General features: G+C 65.6%; 6 protein-coding genes. 3 read left to right on the top strand and 3 right to left on the bottom strand.

Annotated features, from left to right (window positions below; genetic code table 11):
• The first annotated feature begins 55 nt into the window (after positions 1 to 55).
• Both BRA1253DRAFT_RS08805 and BRA1253DRAFT_RS08800 read left to right on the top strand, forming a co-directional pair.
• Positions 56 to 16,924 carry a leukotoxin LktA family filamentous adhesin gene (locus BRA1253DRAFT_RS08805; protein WP_007593179.1) on the top strand — a complete coding sequence of 5,623 codons (16,869 nt, stop codon included), beginning with the start codon at positions 56 to 58 and terminating at the stop codon, positions 16,922 to 16,924.
• Between the two features lie 11 nt (positions 16,925 to 16,935).
• Complete coding sequence (locus BRA1253DRAFT_RS08800) at positions 16,936 to 18,630, top strand: ShlB/FhaC/HecB family hemolysin secretion/activation protein (protein ID WP_007593178.1); 1,695 nt, start codon at positions 16,936 to 16,938, stop codon at positions 18,628 to 18,630.
• Between the two features lie 18 nt (positions 18,631 to 18,648).
• Here BRA1253DRAFT_RS08800 and bluB read toward each other — a convergent pair whose 3' ends face one another.
• Genes bluB through cobU form a run of 3 tightly spaced genes read right to left on the bottom strand, consistent with a single transcriptional unit; the run spans position 18,649 to position 20,568 of the window.
• Positions 18,649 to 19,281, bottom strand: coding sequence for a 5,6-dimethylbenzimidazole synthase (bluB, locus tag BRA1253DRAFT_RS08795; protein ID WP_007593177.1), 633 nt, complete (start codon positions 19,279 to 19,281; stop codon positions 18,649 to 18,651).
• Positions 19,282 to 19,285: 4 nt separating this feature from the next.
• The gene (gene cobS / locus BRA1253DRAFT_RS08790) at positions 19,286 to 20,068 is read right to left on the bottom strand and encodes an adenosylcobinamide-GDP ribazoletransferase (RefSeq protein WP_007593175.1); all 783 of its coding nucleotides are present in this window, start codon (positions 20,066 to 20,068) and stop codon (positions 19,286 to 19,288) included.
• Positions 20,065 to 20,568 carry a bifunctional adenosylcobinamide kinase/adenosylcobinamide-phosphate guanylyltransferase gene (gene cobU / locus BRA1253DRAFT_RS08785; RefSeq protein WP_007593173.1) on the bottom strand — a complete coding sequence of 168 codons (504 nt, stop codon included), beginning with the start codon at positions 20,566 to 20,568 and terminating at the stop codon, positions 20,065 to 20,067. Before cobU ends, cobS begins: the two co-directional genes overlap by 4 nt.
• 122 nt (positions 20,569 to 20,690) lie before the next feature.
• Between cobU and cbiB the strand changes: the two genes are divergently transcribed.
• The gene (gene cbiB, locus BRA1253DRAFT_RS08780) at positions 20,691 to 21,629 is read left to right on the top strand and encodes an adenosylcobinamide-phosphate synthase CbiB (protein WP_007593171.1); all 939 of its coding nucleotides are present in this window, start codon (positions 20,691 to 20,693) and stop codon (positions 21,627 to 21,629) included.

The following is a 21,629-nucleotide window of genomic DNA, read 5'->3' as shown; positions in this document are numbered from 1 at the left end:
GACATTCTCCCACCCGGTTGTGGATCGGCCCCAGTGCCGATGAAGAGGATCTGAAATGCGCCGACCATCTGCAAGGCGAGACAATGACGAGCTGACGCTGCGGGGGCTTGCGCGCTTCCGTTCGATGTCACTGCTCTGCGCGATGCAGATGGTCTTCCTGCCGGTGTTCAGCGTCCGCCTGCAGGCGCAGCCGGCGAACGTGATCACGCCGGACGGCCGCACCGGGACCAGCCTTCAGACGTCCGGCAGCGTCACCAACGTCACGACGTCGACCGTCTCCGGCACCAGTGCCTTCAACTCGTTCTCGCAGTTCAGCGTCGGGAAGGGCAACACCGTCAATCTGCAACTGCCGACCGGTACGCAAAATCTCGTCAACATCGTTCGCGACGCTCCGGTCTACGTCAACGGCACGCTGAACTCCTACATGAACGGCGCGATCGGCGGTAACGTCTATTTCGCCGATCCCAAGGGCTTCGTGGTCGGCCGCAGCGGCACGGTCAATGTCGGCAGCCTCAACGTCTCGACGCCGACGCGCGAGTTCACCGACAGTCTGATCGGCGTGCAGGGGCAGATCAACGGTTCGGCCGTCGCCAATCTGATGGCGGGGTCGTTCCCGGTCTCGCCGGACGGCAACATCCGGATCTACGGCCGGGTCAATGCCATCGACGGCGTGCGCCTGACCGGGCAGAACGTCCTTGTCGGTGGTGCCAGCCAGCGCGACATTGCCAATCTCGATCACGCCGCGAAGTTCGCAGCCTCGGTCAATTCCAAGGGGCTGCGCAGCGCCGCCGCGATTTCCGTGCGCAATGGCTCCATTCACATCGGCGCCGTCAACAACGCCAGCGTGAACGGACGGCTGACCGCGCGCAGCAAGACCACGACGCCGAGCAACATCACCGTCGTGGCCGGCAACCAAGCCGAACTCGGCAAGAATGCGCGGTTGAGCACGGCGAGCAGGACTGCGGATGCCGGCGGCGTCCTTGTCAAGGCCGGCAACGACGTGACCGTGAAGAGCGGCGCGAAGATCAATGCCAGCTCGAAAACCGGCAATGCGGGCCTGGTCGAGCTGAGCGGAAACGGCGTCATCGACGTCGGCAGCGGCGTTACGATCAATCTCGCCGCCCCCAACGGCCGGGCCGGGACGCTGCTGATCGACCCGACCGATGTGGTGATCGGCGACGCCAGCCAGGGCGACGTCGGCGTAACCCTCGGGAACACGTCCGTCGCCAACGCCATCGCGGCGCTCAGCGCTGGTGGCACCTATCTGGTTCAGGCCGACAATTCGGTCACGCTGGCCGCGCATGCGGTGATCGATGCCCGCAACCTCGACGCCACCAAGACTCATTCCGTCGGCAACGCCATCAACGTCGAAATCAACGCGCCGACCATCAGCATCGTCAACGGAGCGCAGATCCTCGCCCAGGCGATCAATACTGGTGGAACGACCTACACCAGCGGCAGTGTCACGCTTGCAGCCACGGCGAGCCAGACCCTGATGTCTGGCCACGCCCATGCGACCACGGGCGTCACCGTTGACGGCACGATCACCGGCGGCGCGATCTCGATTAGCGCGAGCTCCACGGCGGTGGCGAGCTTCACGAGCTCACTCGCTTCGACGTTCGCGCTTGTCGGCGAATCGGTCCCCGGCATGATCCTGGGCCTCAACGGAGGCTATGTCGCGGCGAGCGCAACCGCGACCGTGAACATCAACGGCCATGCCAATATCTCCGGCAGCGGCAACGTCTCGATCAGCGCGTACGGGTCGGAGAGGGCCGAGGATCCCGTTATCGCCTCGTCGCTCCTCGGCGTATCGCCGGTCGGCGCTGCGGTCGTGGTCGGGAACATCGCCGGCAACGTCACCACCAACGTAGCAAGCAATGCGACGATCAGCGCAGGTGGTAGCCTCGGCATCAAGGCCACCAACGATGCCACGATGAACGTCACGGCCGTATCGCTGACCTCGAGCGCGGTTCTCGTGGCGACGGTGGCCTATTCGACGGCGTCGGTGACGACCACGGCAAACGTCGCGACCGGCGCCCACCTGAGCGTCGGCACCGCGAGCGGATCGACCGGTGGATTCGCGCTGCGCGCGCTGAATAACAACAGCTTCTCGACGTCCGCGACCTCCGTGGGGCTGGATAATCCGGCCCTGAACGGCGGCGTCGGCGGTGCCGTCGCGATCAGCAACGTCAACACCTCGGCGACCGCGACCCTCGGGTCGTCGCTGGGGTCCAGCACGTCGAACCGGATGAACGGCTCGGTGACGGTCGAGGCGACCTCGAACACGACGTCGAATTCGACGATGTCCTCGACCATCACAGGTACGCCGGCTTTGATCGCCGGACTCCAGGGTGCCCTGGTCGTGGGCACGATGAATCCCAACTTGTTCTCCCAGCAGTTCAGCACGCTTTTCACCGCGGATCTGAACCTGAAGGCGGCGGCGGCCTTGACGATCGCGCGCAGCACGGAGAGCGCGACGGCGGCGATTGCGCAAAACCCCAGCGGCGGCGCGCCGTCGATCTATACGTCGGGCAACGTCGTTGTCATCAGCAACGTGATCGACGTGGGCGTGCGCAGCATTGCGACGGCCTCGGCGATCAGCTCGAGCCCGGTCGATGGTCAGTCGACGGCCGTTGCCGCAGCGGTCGCGTGGGGCGATTTCACGCACAATTCGAACGCCTATATCGGCGACGCGACCCTGATCAATGCGCCGGAGATCGGCGTCTCGGCAAACACCTATATGCCGATCACCAACACCTGGTTGCAATGGGCCTCGCTGACGGATGTGCTGAGGCATCTCAACGGCAATCTCGGCGTCGGCGGCAGCATCTTGACCAGCTACGCCAACTCGACCGCGGACGCCGGCGACACCGTCGGCATCGCAGGGTCGTTGAACAATTTCATGGTTCACAACAACACCACGGCCTGGGCCGCGACCGGTGCCAACCTGACGTCGACCTGCACGGTTGCGAGTTGCGGCAGCGGCGCATGGACGGCTGCGCTGGACAGCGGGGCGACGCAGGCCTTCGACGCGACACTCGCCATCGCGGCGACGGCCTATTCGGCCTCGATCGACGCTGCGGGCAATGTCGGCACGCTCGGCTTCCTTCCCGGTAACACCTCGGGTGGTTCATCGCTGGGCGGCGCGCTCAATCTGGTCCAGTTCTGGAACAACACCATCGCCGGCGTGGCGTCCGGGGCTTCGGTCGGTGCGACCGACAACGTCTCCGTCACGGCATCGACCACCGACCAGTTCTTCGGCGTCGCGCCGACATCCGGCAAGGCGGCCGGCGCCCTGGCGCTGAACGGGATTACGTCGATCGCGCTCGTGAACAACACGACGCATGCCTCGATAGGCATCGGCGCCACGGTGTCGGCTCCGACGGTGAATGTGCTCGCGCAGCAGGATCTGTCGATGCTGTCGGTTGCCGGCGCGGTGTCAGCCGGCGGCAACTCCGCCGTCGGCCTCGCCGTCGCCTATCTCGGCGCGACCACCGACACCGCTGCCTATGTCGGTGACAATCACAGCGATATCCGGTCGGGCCCGTTCAGCTCGGACGATCCGTTCTCAGGGAACGGCGGCGGTAGCGGGTCGGTCACGGCCGACCATCTGGCGATTTCCGCGACGACCGCGGGCCGGATCACCGCGGCGTCGATTGCGGCGGCGATCTCGGAACCTTCGGTTTCGGACTTCGGCACCAAGGCCGGTGCCGTCGGCGCAGCCGCGACCGGCGGAGCGGGCGGGATTTCAACCGCGCTGGCCAAGGTTGGCTCGTCGTCTGGCGCCTCCAGCAGCGGCTTCACGATCGATCTTGCCGGCAGCTCTTCCATCAGCGACGTGAGCCTTGGCACGACCGCCTCGATTACCGGCGTCACGATCAACCGCTACTCGCCACCCCCAACGGCCACCGTGTTGGTCCAGGCGCTCAACGACACCATCCTCAACAACGGCTCGGGCGGCGCCGCCGCCAATCTGGGAGGCAGCGCCGGCTCGACGAGCGTGGCCGTCGACGGCACCATCGCTGCGGCGATCTCGAACAATGTGACCAAAGCCTTCATCTCCAACTCCACGGTCAACAACCAGCAGTCCGTGACCGTGCAGGCATTGAACGGCGGATCGGAAACGGTCGTGGCGATCGGCCTTGCCGCGTCAACGCGGTCCAACGCCGCCTCGATCGCGCTGTCCGTCGGCATGATCACCGACAGTGCGCAGGCCTATATCGAAAATTCGACGATCGCCGGCGGAAGCACAGGCGTCCTGCGGGCTCTCGAGGTCGATGCTTACCAGACCAGCAACATCGCGGTCGGCGGCGGTTCGCTCTATATTTCCGGCGGACAGGGCGGCTTCGGCGTCGCCATGACGTATGCTTCGATCGGCGATCCCTCCGGCGGCAACGCGACCGACGCGCACATCAAGTCCACGTCGACCAGCAATTACGACTCGCTTCTGGTGCTCGCCGACAATGCCAGCATCATCGCGGCCGGTGCCGCGTCGGCCGGGGTGGGGTCCAACGGTCTGTCGGGTTCGATCGTCGTCGATGAAATAACCTCGACGACCACGGCCTATATCAGCAGCAACTCGACGGTGAACATCAACGTCGGGCGCGTGACGGTGCTCGCGGATAGCGGCGCTGTGTCGGACCTCGATACGGCGCTCGGCAATCTCGTCAAGAAGTCGAACAACAATCATCTCGCATCGGACACGTGCACGGCCGCCGCCGGCAACGGCACGGCGAATTGCATAGATTTTAGCGCGGCGGCGCTCAACGACGGCACGGCGAACGGTCCGGGCGCCAGCATCATCTCCGTTGCGGGCATTATCCAGGCCGGCAAGAACAATGTCGGCGCCTCCATGGTGTACGATACCATCGCGACGACGCATTCGGCCTATATCGCCAACGTCCGGATGTCGACGATCGGCAGCGTTAGTGTGAATGCGGTCGACACCACGAAGATCCAGTCGGTCACGATTGGCTTCGGCCTGGCGACCGGTCAGTTTGCCGGCGTCGGCGGCATGACAATCAGCTCGATCGCCAATAATGTTTCGGCGGCAATCGGCAACAACCAGTCCGACACGACGCAATCGACCGTGACGGCCTCCAACATCTCCGTCACCGCGACCGACAATTCCAGCATCACCGGCGCCGCCGCCGTCGCTGGCGCCTCGACGCAAGGCAGCGCCGCGGGCCTGGCCCTCGTCTACAGCAGCATCGCCAACAATGTCAGTGCCGGCGTCACCGGCTCCAAGCTGACCGCCTCCGGCAATGTCGTCGTCAACGCGAACTCGAATGCCGATATCTCGACGGTTGCCGTCGGTATTGCGATTTCCTCGCAGATCGGCCTTGCCGGTTCGGTCGCCACCAATCTGATGGGAACCAACGTCACCGCCAGCATCACCGGCGGGGCCGACGTCGCAGCGAATAACAACGTTGCCGTGATTGCCGGTAATAATGACAAAGCGGGCGTTTTCGCCGGCGCCGTGTCCATCAGCAAGGGCGCGGCCGGCGGCGCGGGCTCGATGGTCACGAACAAGATCACCGGCACCACCGCGGCCTATATCAGCGGGACGACAACCAAAGTGGATGCGCGCGGAACCAGCACGAGCGACGTGCTTTCCGTCAACAGCGGCACGCTCGCGCACGCGATCGATCTCGGCGGCTTCAGCGCGCCCACGGACACCACGCCCGATCTGAGCGAGACCCAGGAGAGTGTGCGCGGCCTCGCCGTCGTCGCCAGCTCGCACCAGGCCGTCGTCACCAACGTCGCCACCCTGTCCGCGGGCTCGGGCATCTCCATCATGATCAATCCGATCACCAATGTGATGAGCGGATCCACCAGGGCCTATATCGACGGCGCGGCGATCGACACTCGGCTGGCAAGTTCGACGCTGGACCCGCAGATCGATGTGGCCGCCAGCAGCTTCTCCTATTCGGGCGCGTTCGGCGCCGGCGTGGTGCCGCCAACCGGGAGCGGGGGCGGCGGTGCGACCATTCTCAGCACGACGATGTCGCGCGACACCGAGGCCGATATCACCAATGCGACCGTTGGTGGCGTGCAGTCGGCGAGCGCAACGGTGGGCGCCGTCACCGTGAAGGCCAATGCCGAGCAGGACGCATCATCGATCGCGGTCGGTTTCGGCACCGGCTCGGTCGGGCTGAACGTCTTCGTCGCAACTACCGAGGCCTATGTCGACGGCGGCTCCCTCACGGCGTCGTCGCTCACGGTCAACGCCTACGACGCCACAGGTATCGCGTCGGCGAACGGCTCGGGCGCCTATGGCAGCCAGGCCGCGATCGGGGCGGCGTTCCTGGTTCAGGTCTCGGCGAACCGGACCGAAGCCTATGTCGGCGACGAGTTCCACTATCAGGGCAACGGCGCGGCACACACGACTGCGGTCAATCTGAGCGGCGCGCTCGACGTCGAGGCAACGACGAAGAACCGCTTCCAGGCCTATTCGATTGGCGGGGCACTCTCGACCGGCACGGCGGCAATCGCCGGCATGGCCAACATCGAGATTGCCAACAACACCACCATCGCTGGCGTCTACGACACCACGCTGCAGTCCCCCACTGGCGGTTCGGCTGGTGCGGTCACGATCAACGCCACCGAGGACGTGGCGATCAAGGAGATCGCCGGCGCGCTTTCGATTGCCGCCAGCGGGTCCGGCGTCGGCGTGGGCGCGGCGGCGAACGTGATCGTCTTCAAGAGCCAGACCATTGCGGAAAGCCGCAACAGCGACCTCAATTCGTCCGGCGCGATCAACGTCGGCGCGCTCAGCACCAAGGAAGTCCTGTCCTACGCGGTCACCGCCGGCATCGGCGGCAGCGTCGGCATCGGTGCGACCGTCGGCGTCATCATCATCGGCACCAACACCGCCGATCCGGATACGCAGGGCGAGCAGACCGGCCAGCTCAATCAGGGCAACAACGGCACCCTCGCATCAGTGAACGCGGGCACCAATTCCTCGCACGGCAGCGACGCGGTCGCGGGCGGCACCTCGGGCAATCCGAGCAACGCCAACGCAACCTCGACCTACGACGTCGGCACCGTCCTGACCGGCGGCAATGACGGCGTCACCGCCCAGATCGCGGGCGGCAATGTGACCGGCACGCAGGTCAACGTCGCCGCCACCAGCGCCAACGCGACCAAGATGTTCCTGCTCGGCGCGGGCTTTGCCAAGAACGTCGGCATCGGCGCCGGCATCGGTTACACCAGCGTCGACAGCAGCGTCCTCGCCAATCTGAGCGCGATCGTCTCCGCGCCGTCCGTCACGGTTGCGGCGCGGGTCAAGGACGCCGATACCGGACCTTATTCGGGCAAGACCGTCGACAGCGAGGCGATCGCCGGCGGTGCAGCGCTCTATTTCGGCGCGGATGCGGCCGTGGCGGTCGGCAACGTCGCCAATACCGTCACGGCCCAACTCGGCGGCTCCGTGACCGGAACGGGCGGCACCGGCGCGACTGGCGTCGCCGTGATGGCGATGGACAGCTCGACTCAGAGCGTGACCGCGGGCGGCGGCACCGGCGGCCTTGCAGCCATCGGGGTGTCGATCGCGACCACGGGACGGTCCAGTTCAGTCGCGGCAAAGGTGCTGTCGAACGCGACGGTGAACAGCTCGACCCTTGCGGTTGGCGCCGCCGAGGCCGGCGCAATGTCCGCTTCCGCGACTGCGGTCGCCGGCGGTATCGTCGCCGGTGACGGCGCAGTTGCGACAGCGAAGGAAAATTCGACGGTCCTGGCAGAGATCGGTTCCAGCTCATCGATCACCACGTCGGCGACGGGCGCCGGCACGCTGGTGTCGGCATCGATCACGCCCAAGCTTTCGAGCAAGGCGATCGGTGTCGCGGTCGGCGGCGGCGCCATCGGCGTGTCCGTCGCGGAATCGATGGTGACGGCCACCGTCATGGCCGATGTCGGCGACAACACCACCTTCTCGGGCGGTGCGCTCGGTGTGACCGCCATGGCGCTGGTGCCGACGGGCGGCACGACGACTTACGCCTGGTCGCTCGCGGGCGGCGGCGGCTCGTTGATCGGTGCCCAAGGCAGCTATGCCAGGGCGTCCGAGAACGCGACGGTGAGTGCGTATGGCGGCATCGGGATCCATCTTCCCAATGCCGACGTGGTCATTGCCGCAGAGAACGACAGCAGCCAGTACGCCGAGTCGACTGGCCTCTCGACCGGGTTCCTCGCCATTGGCGCGACCGTCGCACAGGTCTCCTCGAGCGCCCACACCTACGCCTATCTCGGGGCCGGCGCGGTCACCGCCGCGTCCAACACGGGCGTTCTCCAGATCACCGCCACGGGCACGGATACCAACGTCGCCAGCGCGCTCGTCGGTGCGGGCGGCACCTATGCCGGCGCAGCAGCGGTTGCGACGACGGCCACCACCGCGGTCACCGACGCCATGCTCTATGGCGAGGCGACGGACAACACGCTTTATTTCGGCGGCCTCAACATCAAGGCCAAACATACGACGAATTATGCCGGCAGCGGTGATGCCTATCAGGCCTCTACGGCGGGCGCCTCCGGTGGTAGCGCGCAGAACGATGTCACGTCGGCGACCACCGCTGAAATCGGCACGCATCTGATCGTCAACTCGGCCGGCGGCGATATGGTTGTGATCGCCAACGACGTGGTCAACCAGGCTGGTGGCGGGGCGCGGTCTGGTTCCGGCGGCGTGTTTGCCGGCGCGGCGGCGCTCAGCAAGTCCAGGGTCACGCAGACCGTCACGACCAACATCGACGCCGGTACGATCCTGAGCCTTAATGCCGATCCGAGAACGACGACGGGCGCAATCAACATCGAGGCCTACAACACGCTGAGCACGACCGACACGGTCAATTTGAGCGCCGCGGGCCTGTTCGCCGGCGGCGGCGCCGAATCCGACATGACGGCAAATGCCACGCTCACGGTCAACATTCAGGCCAGAGAGCTGTTCAGCGCCGGCAACATCTATATCGGCTCGGCGTCGCGGATGGCGGCAAACAATTACGCCAACGCCAGCCTCTATGGTGCGGTCGGCGGAGTCGGTGCCAGCACGAACGCATGGGTGCATGCAACGCAGAACGTCAATGTCGGCAGCAGCTCGACAGTGGAGGCCTGGGGCAAGATCAACATCGCCGCAGGCCTGGCCGGCGACGGCAGCGTCTACAGCAGCGTGGCCGCGAACGCGACGACGGTGGTCTACAACAACACGGTCGTTGCCATCTCGGGCCTCTATCGCGGCACCGCCAACGCCGACGACGACACCAGCCTGACGCTTGCCATCGGCTCGAAGGTGCTCGGCGCCAACGACATCTCGCTCACCGCGACGCCGGGCCAGGTCACGGCCTCCGGCCTCGGTAGCAACTACAATCCCTACCTGGAGATCTTCAGCGCCAAGAACAGCGACAACCACAGCAACGACAACAGCGGCGGGACCGGCAATGTCGCGCTCAACGGCCTCGTGGTGGCCGGCATCCACAATGACGAGACGATCACGATCGCGCTTGGCGCGAGCACGCCGACCCTGTCTACGACGAGCCCCTACGATCCGCTCGCGCTCGAATACGTCTCCGACGTCGATCATTTCAATCGGGTGATGAGCTGGAACCACCAGACGATCCAGTACACCATCGTGGGCGGCTTCAATCCTTACCAGACGATCGTCGCTCAACTCGCATCTCTGAGTGGCCTGACGTCGACGCAGGTCCAGACGGCCCTTTCCGCCACGCAGCCCTCAATCACGTTTGGCGGCACCGATCCGACCGGCGAGATCCAGCGCCAGATCAATACCCTGATTCAGCAGGCGCCGTTCGCTGCCAATGCATCCGGCAACGCCTTCGCGTTCGGCGATATAATGGTCTCGGCCGGTAACGTTTCGATCCTGGCGCAGAGGCTGTCCGGGGCAGGTGGCGCAGGTCTTGCCGCACCATCGGTAATCGCGCGCTCTTCGCCCATGATCAAGATTGAAAACCAGGGCCTCGATTTCGTCGCGCTGTCGAACCTCACGATCACCAACGTGACGGGGGGGCTGGTCACGCACCCGCAGGTCGACCCGGGGTCGTCGTCGAACGTGACTTTCACGTCGAACAACAGCGCGACGCCGATCATCGACATCTCGGCGGTCTATAACCGCAAGGATCCCAACACGGGTCTCGGTGTCGACCAGAACGGCAACACCCTGACGCGCACGCCCGACATCTACTTCGACGGCGTCGTCACCAACGAGAACGGCCTGCTCAAGATCACCAACAATCTCGGCAACGTCGTCGCATCGCAGACGTTCGATGCTGCGACAATCCAGATGGTGGTGCCGAACGGCTCCTTCACCTTCAATGGCGGCGTCGGCAGCATCTTCAGCTCCAACCACGACGTGGCCTCGCAATGGGCCAATACCGAGTACAAGCCGGCTGACAACGACACGCTGACGGCGGTGATGGCGGCGGCGACCTATCTCGGTGCCTATGGCGCCTACGACAGCGGCGTGCATATCGCTTCCGGCGGCAATCACCCGTATTCCTATTATTGCTGCGCCTCCGGCAGCGCGGGCGTCGCCGGTACGGCGAGCAACAGCACTGTCTTTACGGCGCGGCTGCTGGATCTCTATTACGACGGCCTTTCGCTCTATTCGGCGATCTTCCTGCCGATGGGTTCGGGTGCGCCGGGCAACGGCAACGAACATGCCGGCAGCACTCCCGACGCGTCAACGCTCGCGACGATCGAGGGGCCGACCAGGCAGACCATCAGCACCGCCCCATGGGAGGCAAGCACCTATGATGGCCAGGGCGTCTATAGCGGCTCCAGCCCGTTCAACTGCTCGCATTGCTCCGCCTACTTCCAGGTTATCAACATCCAGCCCGATGTGATCACGCCGAAGACGGCGAACACGGCGACCAACCCGCCGGCGAATGCGCCCTTCATCATCGGCAAGGCGATCATCCTGTCGGCATCGGTTCTCAACATCAACGGCACCATCCAAAGCGGCTCGAGCAGCAACTATTCGGTCAATATCGGCACCGGCGCGCTGAACGCCATCAACGCTCTGAAGGCCGACAGCTCGGCCTTTGCCCAGGCCCAGACCAACGCGCAGCACGGCAGCTATGTGGATTTGACGCAATATCTGTCGAAGGTAAGTGGCAGCGACGTCCAGGTCGGCGCGAGGTACAATGCCGCCACCGACCAGATCCTCCTGAATGGCGTGGTGCAGGGGTCCGGCGGCTACGTCTACCTGAACGGCAAGATCATCTCGACCTCGACCGACGGCACGCCGCAGGGCAACATCATCGTCAACGGGGGCGCCGGCACGATCACGGTGAACAACACCACCGGCCTTCAACTCGTCACCAACACGATCAATACCGGCGTCAGCGCAGCCAGCGTGATCGAGATCGTCGATCAGCTCAAGGCGCAGACGACGTGGTACGTCTACAATCCTGCCGCCCCGGGCGGCCAGCAGGTGTCGACGTATCGAACCAACAGCGTCAATGCGAGCCAGTACGACGGCTCGATGCTTGCCGCGACAAGCGGCACGGCCGGCCTGCAGTACGCGCCGCAAGCCAACATGTACTACCAGTGGGTCGACACCGCGCGGCTGGATCGTTCGACGACGAGCACGCAGTTCGACTATGGCTGGCAATACACCTCGCGGGATCCCAACAGCGGTAGCTCCTTCGTCCGCACCACCAGCCTGGTCTCGGACGTGCAGCAGGTCGCCAACGGCGCCACCACGGGACAATTGCAGAGCACGAATTACCAGGAGGTCGTCACCGCGACCGGTTCGGCTCACGGCGGCGGCGGCAACACCCATTCCGACAAGTGCTGCGGCGCGGATGGACAGTACGATTGGTTCCAGGAGATCTTCGATCACCTGACGCTGACGCTGACCAACACCGTCAAGGCATCGAACCCCATCAACATCCAGTTCAACGGCGGCGGCGCCAGCACGGTCGCGGTCACGTCGAACTCCGGCATCGTCATCAACGGCCCCATCAACAACCTTCAGGGTGCGACTTCGGTCGTGGCCACGGGCGCCAGTTCGGCCATCACGGTCGGCGCGAACGCCAACAACCCGGTGATATCGGGCACCAGTGTGTCGCTGTCGGCGGCGGGCGGCATCGGCAGCATCGGTGCCGGCGGGGCGCCGGTCTCCGTGCAGGTCTATGGCGGCAGCCTCACCGCCAATTCGATCGACCACGATATTGCGATCGCGGCCGTGGGCTCGCTGTCGATCAACCAGGTCAAGGTGAACTCGACCGTGGCCGGCGACGCGCCGCAGGGCAGCGTCTTCATCTCGGCGACCGGCGACATCAACTCGGCGTCCGCCTACAGCGTCGCCAACCCTGTCGTCGTCGGCAAGAACATCGAGATCAGGTCCACCGGCGGTGCGATTGGCGCGGTGACCGGCGTCAGCAACGGCGCGACCGTCCTCACCAACATCAATCCGCTCGTGATCCAGGCGACCGGCACGACGCTGGTCGACGGCAGCGTCGATGGCGGCATGCTCAACAGCTATTCGACGACCGGAACCTACATCGTGCAGTCCAAGGGCGATCTGCGGCTCGGCACGGTCGAGTCGAAGAGCGGCCCGGTGTTCCTCGAGGCCGCGGCCTCCGATGGGGCGCAAGCCAGGATATTGAACGGCCTGTCGTCCGGCGGCCTCACGGCCGAGCAGAGCGCGCATCTGGCGGATGTCTGGACCAGCCTGGAACTCCTCAGCGGCAACGGCGCGACCGCAGCCGTCAACAGTTACCAGACCATGGTCACGGCGGCCTACAACGACTACTTCCAGCTCAAGAACGTCGCCTTCGCGAACGGCAACACCTATAGCCCGACCTCGGTGGGCCTGACCGTGCTGCGGGCGCAGGTAGCCGCCAAGCTCGGCATCGATCCTTCCGCGGTCTCGACGACGGACATGCAGAATGAGGCCACGACGCGCTTGCTGAAGGACCAGTTCCTGCTCGGCATGATCGACACGGTTCAGGTCAAGGCCTCGCTGACCACATTGCTCGGCACCGCGCCCTCTGACCCTCTGGCGACGCTGTTCGGCAGCACGCTCTCGTCGAACCTGTTCACCAGATTGTTCGACGGCGTGGCAACTGGCCATCAGCTTATGCCGACCAACACGGCCCTGCAGACGGCGCTTGCGACCTACAGCTCGAACTATGCCTATACGCTCGCTCCGACCGAAAAGCTCTACGGGATGATCACAGCGGGCTCGCAATGGACTCAGAGCCAGCTCGCCTACACCGTCTCTTCCTCGGCGGTCGGTGCACCGCCACCGCCGATCAGCGAGGATGTCGCGGCCAACATCAAGGCCAGCCAGGTCATGCTGTACACACCGAACGGTTCGGTCGGCCAGCTCGCGGCGCCTCAGACGTTCACGTTCACGAGTGTCAATGCCTCGTCGCTGACGTCCGCCCAGAAGGGACTGCTCGCCTCGGCCGGTCCCGGACAGCTCGTCGTCAACTCCTCGACCGACCCGACGACCGGCGTCGTGACCTACAACGTCACGCTGTCGCAACAGAGCCTCGTCATTCTGGACAATCCAACCGCGGTCACCGCCAAGGCGCTGTCGGAGGTCTATCTCGGCAGCAAGAACAGCCTCGTGCTCGGCGGCATTGCGGCCGCGAGTTACGGTCCGATCGCTGCCGCGCAGGCCGGCGGCATCCAGGTGACCGGCAGGGGTGACGTCAAGCTCGATGCGGTGGGCAGCATCTCCGCGGGCGTGAGCGGGGTTCCTGTGATCTCCGGCGACATTCCCAACCTCTCCCTGATCGCCGAGCACGGCAACATCGGCAGCGCTGGCGCGGCCGGAGCCGACCCGGCGGCCAACGCGAACGCGATCCAGATCGCCTTCGCGAGCCCGACCAGCGATCATCTTGATCAGGTGTCGTCCGGACTGGGCGTCTATGTGAAGCAGACCACCGGCGACCTGGTCCTCGGCAACGTCTCAGCGACCGGCGCCATCCAGTTGGCCGCGACAGGCAGCATCTATGCCGAGGCTGGAACCAACTTCGCCGATCGCACGGCGGTGCATATCGTCGGCACGGATCTCGATCTGCGCGCCGGCGGCGATATCAGCTTCAACGGCGCGACGTTCCAGCCGCTTCAGGTGCAGCTCTCCGGCGCGCTCACAGGCTCCGCGGTCGGCGACCTCAGCATCCTGGTCGTGGCGCACGATCTCGCGGTGGGTGCGACCGGCACCTACGGCGCGCTGACTGCGGGCGGGACACTGACGCTGAACGTGCCGCACGGCGCGATCAGCATCAATGCCGATGTCACCAGCGTTGGCCTGATGCAGCTGCTCGCAAACGGCGCTGTGACTTTCGCCGATGGCACCAGCGCGGCGCCGGTGGTGGCCAGCAGCTCCTCGGGCGGGGTGACGCTGGCTTCCGCCTCACTGTCGATGGGCGCCTATTCGGCCATCAACGCGGCCGGCGTGATCTCAGTGATCACCACGGGCAACGCGACGATCGGCCAGCTCAACTCGTCGCTGTCCTATGCGGCGGCCTCGAACGCGCCGTCGATCGTCGTTACCGCCGGCGGCGTCGCTTCGCCCGGAGCGATCATCGACAACGGCGACGGTCAAACGAAGATCGTCGCGTCCGGCTCAGGGGCAGAAGTCTCGCTAGACGCATCGAACGGCATCGGCAGTGCGGCGGCCCGCCTCATCCTCAGCGCGGCTCGGCTTTCGGCGAGCACGAGCGCCGGTGGCATCTACCTGAAGGCTCTCACCGACACCGAGGCAAGCCTGTTGTCCGCAGTGAAGGGTGGCGTGGATCTGGTTGGTTCAGGCGGCTTGACGCTCGACCAAGTACTGGCGGGCACGGCCACGGGTGCGAGCGGCAGCTTCAGCGCCGTCGCGAACAATGGCAGCATTGTCATCGGCACGGCCGACAGCAGCGGCTCGCAAACGGTCCACGCCAGCCAGAACGTGACGTTCAAGTCGCTGGTTACGACCGGCTACAGCGGTGATGTCGGTAACATCAACGTCACGGCCGACAACGGCTTCATCCTGGCGCAGGCGGTGATGTCGGGCGGCGTGACGACGCTCGGCTCGGTTTCGGCCCATGGCGGGGCGACACTGGTTGCAGCCTCGACCATCACCGGCAACACGCTCGCCGCCAGCACCGGAGCGGGCCTGTTGAGCGCCGGCGGGCCGATCAACTGGAACGTCCTCAACGTCGGCACGACGCTCAACGCGACCGCGGGCCAAGGCAGCATAGGCTTCAAGATCGCGCAGAGCGGCGGCACACAGACCATCCACGCCCACGACAACGTCAGCTTCGACGCGCTCACGTCCACCGGCTACAGCGGCGATGCCGGCAGCATCAACGTCAATGCAGACAACGGCTTCATCCTGGCGCAGACGGTGATGTCGGGCGGCGTGACGACGCTCGGCTCGGTCTCCGCCCATGGCGGGGCGACGCTGGTCGCAACCTCGACCATCACCGGCAACACGCTCGCCGCCACCACCGGAGCGGGCCTGCTGACCGCCGGCGGCGCGATCAACTGGAACGTTCTCAACGTCGGCACGACGCTCGACGCGACCGCGGGCCAGGGCAGCATCGGCTTCAAGACCGCGCAGAGCGGCGGCACACAGACCATCCGCGCCCACGACAACGTCAGCTTCAACGCGCTCACGTCCACCGGTATCAACGGCGACGCCGGCAGCATCAACGTCAATGCGGACAACGGCTTCATCCTGGCGCAGACGGTGATGTCGGGCGGTGTGACGACGCTCGGCTCGGTCTCCGCCAACGGCTCGGCCAGGCTGATCGCGGCGGGCACCAACACCGGTCATAACCTCACGGCCACGACCGGCAGCGCTGTCTTGAGCGGCACTGTCGTTCGTTGGGATAATCTCACGGCCGGCGGCACGCTCGACGTCACCGCGACTGTCGGGGGGATCACTCTCGGCACCACGATCAGCGGCGGCACACAGACCCTGCATGCCGTCAACGACATCGTCTTCAACCAGCTCACCACGGCGGGTATCCCGGATGATGCCGGCGATATCGACCTGCGCTCCGATGCCGGTTCGATCCGGGGCGGATCGATCTTCGCCAACGGCGACACGCACTTCGCTTCGGCGGGCTCGGTCTCGCTCGACCGGATCAGGGGCAACACGGTCAAGCTGTCCTCGCCGGGTGACCTGACGATCGGCTTCGTCAGCGTGGTGAGGGAGCTCGACCTTGCGGCGGATACGATCAAGGTCAATGGCGAGCAGATCCGCTCGACGCCGCAGGTCCCGCTGATCATGAACGTGACCGGCTACAACGGCGGCACCGCGACCTCGGCCAACGTCTCGATCGATCCGGACGGCATCATCATCAACCAGTTCAGGGTGGTGGATGCGAACTTCTGGACCGACGCCCACGCCGTGGCGATCCTGAACGGCTATGTCCCGGGTCAGCTCATGCTGACGACGGCAACCCAGCAGGTGCTGCTCAACAACCGTACGCCGGCGCCGTCCAACTGGCCGTCGCTCCAGCTCTACCAGCCGGGTGGCGTGTTCACGATGAGCCAGGTTGGGAACGCCAATGTCAGCAACACCTATGTGGTGTTCTACACCGGCGGCGTCTCCGCGACCGTCACCAATTACGGGTCGACCCACACCTGCTGCAACGACTTCACCGGCGCCAGCATGATCCGCAACATCTCCGTCGACGGCGAGGGCAACGAGAACATCGAGACCTGGCTCGCGAAGAAGGACGGGGGGACGTTCTACCTGCTCGGTCTCTCCGGCAAGGCGCGGCTCGATGCGCTGCTGACGCCGCGACCGGTCGAAACCATCGGGGCCGGACCCGCCGTCAACATCGAGGGATTGAGCGACATGCGCAAGCTGCGCCGGCAGGGTCAGCGCGTGGGACGCACCGGCTGGAAGGACGCGGCGATCGGGGCGGCGAAGCCGGCCATTGGCCGTCTCGCACAGGCATGGTAACGGGACCAGGGATGCGGATTTTGGGGGCAGCGTTAGGGCTTGGGCTGGCAGCGTCGTGCATCGTCCCCGCGCGGGCGCAGATTCCGTCGATCAATCCCGGCGTGATCCAGAACGACGTCGACCGGCAACGCCGGCAGCTCGAACAGCAGAGCGCGCCGCCCAAGCTCAACGGGCCGGCGGTGATTGGCGGCGAGCGGGAGAAGTCCCAGCTCCTGAAGCCGGGCGGGCCGAAATTCCGCCTGCACAAGGTCGAGTTCGACGCCTCCAAGTTCATTACGCCGGCCGAGCTCGACGAGATCGCGAAGAAGTACGTCGGCAAGAACGTCGACATCGCCTCGCTGTTGCAGCTCGTCGCCGACATCAACGCCCTCTATACCGAGCGCGGCATCGTCACGGGCATTGCGACGCTGCCCGAGCAGGATGCCAAGGGCGGCATCGTCCGCATCAAGCTGACCGAAGGCCGGCTCCAAAAGACGACCATCGAGGGTAACAAGCAGACCCGCCCCGACTACATCCTTCAGCGCGTGAAGGAGCCCGAAGGCGAGGTGCTCGACGTTCCGAAACTCAATCGCGACGTGATCTGGTTCAACCGGACCAACGACGTGCAGATCAAGGCGCTGCTGCAGCCCGGCACGAGCTTCGGCCTGACCGATCTCCAGTTCGCCGTGATCGAACCGCCGGTCGACACCTTGCAGCTCTTCACCGACAACCAGGGCGCGGAGAATACCGGGCGTTGGGAGGGTGGGGCCTTCTACAAGCGCCACGGCCTGTTCGGCGTCGACGACCGCCTGACATTCTACGGCGTCCGTTCCGACGGCAATCTCAACGGCAACGTCGCCTACAGCATCCCGGTCAATCCCTGGGGCGGCCGCGCCGGTGTCAGCTATACCGAAGGCAAGATCAAGATCATTCAGGGACCGTTCGTCGCGCTCGACGTCACCGGACGCTCGAGCCAGGCCGCGGTCAATTTCAGCCAGCCGGTCTGGGTGACCCAGAACTGGCTGGTGCTGCTCAACGCCGCGGAGACCGAGGGCAAGACGGTCAGCCGCTTCGCAACGGTGGCCGTGACCCAGGACCATTACGACAAGGCCACGGCCGGCCTCTCGGTGACCAATTCCGGCAATACCTATTCGATCACGGTTTCGCCTGCGGTGAACTACATCGCATGGCAAGACCACGTGCTCGGCAACAACCGCGCGTTCAACACCTATACCGGCTCGATGTTCGCGACCAGCGCTGCGGGGCCTGCAAATTTCAGCACCAACGTGCTGGCGAGCTGGCAGTACACACAGGAAAAGCTGCTGCCGGGCGACCAGATCTTCTCGATCGGCGGTCCCACCACCGTGCGCGGTTATCCCTCCAACTCGGCCTCCGGCGACAGCGGCTACTATTTCAACGCCGAGCTGCACTACAACTGGTCGCAATGGCTCAGGGGTTTCGACACTTACATCTTCACCGACTGGGGGGCGGTGTACTCGACGTTTCCGGGAATCACCGAACTGGGCTCGGTCGGCGTCGGCTTCTCCTGGACCTACGCCTCGTTCATGACGTTCGAGGCGAATTACGCGACGCCGCTGAAGATGGCGGTCTCGACCCAGCACCACTACGAGGCCTATGGCCGCGTCATTCTCCGGCCGTTGTTGATGTTCCAGAAGCAGGAAAGCCCCGCGCCGGTTGCGGCGGTTGCCGGCAGGAGCAAGTCGTAGGGCGTATGGGGCACGCGCTTAACGCCGCAGTGTGAATTCTTCCGCGCCGCGCCGCTGCTCCCACTTCGCCTGTTCCAGCTCGGGCCGGTCGCATTCGACTTCCGGATAGCCGATGCAGAGATAGGCGATGAATTTCCAGGTGTCGGGCACGTCGAGAATGGTGTGGATGCGATCCGGATGGAGGATCGATACCCAGCCAAGCCCGATGCCCTCGGCGCGCGCGGCCAGCCACATCGCGGTGATCGCCGCGACCACGGAATATTCCGTCGTCTCCGGCATCGTCGCGCGGCCGAGGCCGTGACCGACGTCGCTGGCCTTGTCCGCAAATACGGCGAGGTGGCCCGGGGCTTGTTCGAGACCCGAGAGTTTCAGCGTGGCATAGCGCGCCGCGCGCTCACCGGCATAGGCATTCAGCGCGTCGGCGTTGCACGCTTTGAAATCGTCGACCACGGCGCGACGCCGCGCGACGTCGTCGACGATGACGAAGCGCCAGGGCTGGCTGAGTCCGACCGAGGGCGAGAGACAGGCCGTCTCGATCAGGCGATCGATGGCGCCGTCAGGCAACTGATCGGCGCGAAAGCGGCGCACGTCGCGGCGCCACACGAACAGCTCGCGCAAGTGCTGGCGGAAGGCGTCGTCGAATTCGACCATCGCGTCACCCTCCGATCTGGAAAGCTGCGGCAACCAGGAGGATCAAAATCTCGCCGGTCTGCTCGAACGCGCCGAGGATGTCGCCGGTCTGCCCGCCAATCTGGCGGATGGCAAGTCGCGCCAGCATCAGGCCGGCGAGGGAGAGCAGGATCAGGCTCACTAGCGCCTTGCCGGGCCCAAGCGCGAGCGTGAGCGTGAGGATTCCAACAGCGAATGCGATCACAACGCTGCGGCCCGGCGGTGATCCGGCGCTCGCCGACAAGCCGTCAGGTCGTGCAGGTGCGACCTGCGACATGAACGCCGGCAAGCCCGCGCGGGCCGCAGTATGCGCAGCGCACAGCGCGAGCGCGACGGCCCACGGATTGGCGATCGCCGCGAGCGCGCTCCAGCGCAGGCCGAACGACAGGATCAGCGCGCAGACGCCATAGGTGCCGATCCGGCTGTCGCGCATGATCTCGAGCTTGCGCTCGCGCGTGCGGCCACCGCCGAGCCCGTCGGCAGTATCGGCAAGGCCGTCCTCGTGCAGCGCGCCGGTGATGAGGGCGGTCGCGGCCAGCGCGAGCAGGGCGGCAAGGTTCGGTGTCAGACCGAACCGGCTCGCGACCTTGTAGACCAGGGCGCCGGCAAGGCCGACCAGCAGTCCCGCGATCGGAAGGGCCCAGGTCGCGCGCGCGACGGCGCCGTCAGCTGTGGGCTTCGACGGTGCCACGGGGAGGATCGTCACGAACGATGCCGCCATCCTGAGATCGGCGATGACGTCCTGCAAGAATTCGGCGCGCGGCATCATTTCAGTTTCATCGGTAGGCCGGCGACGATAAATTCGACCTCGTCGGCGACGGCCGCGATGGCCTGGTTCATGAACCCGGCGGCGTCGCGGAAGCTCCGCGCCAGCGCATTGTCGGGGACGATGCCGAGGCCGACTTCGTTGGTCACGAGAACGACGGGGCTTTTCAGCCGGGGCAGGGCACCGGCAAGCTCCTTGATCTCGCGTTCCCAGTCGCGCTCCGTATGCATGAGGTTAGAGAGCCACAGCGTCAGGCAATCGACGAGCCGCGCGCCGCCGCCGTCGCTTGCGACCAGCGCGGGAACGAGATCGAGCGGCACTTCGCGTTCGATCCAGTCTGTTCCGCGGCGCGCGCGATGCCCGGCAATGCGCGCCTCCATTTCGGCATCGAGAGCCTCGGCCGTCGCGACATAGACCGGCTGCCCAGGAAAGGCGCGCGTGCGCATTTCCGCACGCTTGCTCTTGCCCGATCGCGCTCCGCCCGTGATCAAGATGACGGCCATAAAGGTCTCCTGTAGCCCAGCACTAATCACCAAACGCGGCCAAAAACAAAGCCGAAATCCGCCAATCAGGGGCTTGCGCTCCGGCCACCCTTTGCGCAACAGGGGCAGGACAGGAGACGGGTGTGGGTTTTGCGGGTGCGATGGCGGTGGCGATGGCGGTGGATGCCCTGTTGGGCTGGCCGTCGTGGTTGTTCGCGCGCATCGGCCATCCCGTCACCTGGCTGGGCCGGCTGATCTCTGCCATCGACACCGCCTGGAATCGACCGTCCGATCCGCCGGCATTTCGCCGCGCCGCGGGTCTCGCCGGAGCGCTCGCGGTGATCGCGCTCTCGGTCGCGCTCGGCTGGGCGCTTCAGTCCCTGCTTCCCTTGGAGATCCAGGTCGTGCTGGTCGGCGTCCTCGCCTGGCCGCTGGTCGCGCTGCGCTCGTTGCTCGACCACGTTGCTGCCGTCGCAAATCCCATGCGGGCCGGTGACATCGCCGCCGCGCGCGACGCGGTCTCGCGCATCGTCGGCCGCGATCCCCTGACGCTCGACGAGGCCGGCATCGCGCGCGCGGCGATCGAGAGCCTCGCCGAGAATGCGTCCGACGGGATCGTCGCACCCGTGTTCTGGGGCGCGCTGTTCGGTCTTCCCGGCATTTTGGGTTACAAAGCGATCAACACGCTGGACTCCATGATCGGCCATCGCTCCGAACGCCACGAAGCTTTCGGCTGGGCCGCGGCGCGCATCGACGACGTCGCCAATTTCGTTCCGGCGCGGCTGACCGGATTTCTGTTCGTGCTGTTGGCGCCACGGCGATCAGAGGCGCTGTCCTGCATGACGCGGGATGCACGCCGTCACCGTTCGCCCAATGCCGGCTGGCCGGAAGCAGCGATGGCGGGTGCGCTTGGTGTGCGGCTCAGCGGTCCGCGGATCTATCACGGCAGCACCACGAACGAGCCATGGCTGAATGAAGGTGCGCGCGATCCGCTTGCCGCCGACATCGATCGGGGATTGACGGTCTACCGCCGCGCCATGCTGCTGCTCGCCGGCCTCCTTGCGATCCTGGCCTTCGCGTGA

Source organism: Bradyrhizobium sp. WSM1253 (assembly GCF_000244935.1).
Taxonomy (GTDB): Bacteria; Pseudomonadota; Alphaproteobacteria; order Rhizobiales; family Xanthobacteraceae; genus Bradyrhizobium; species Bradyrhizobium canariense.
Note: the sequence above shows the minus strand (reverse complement) of the source record. Positions and strands in the feature narration are given on the sequence as shown.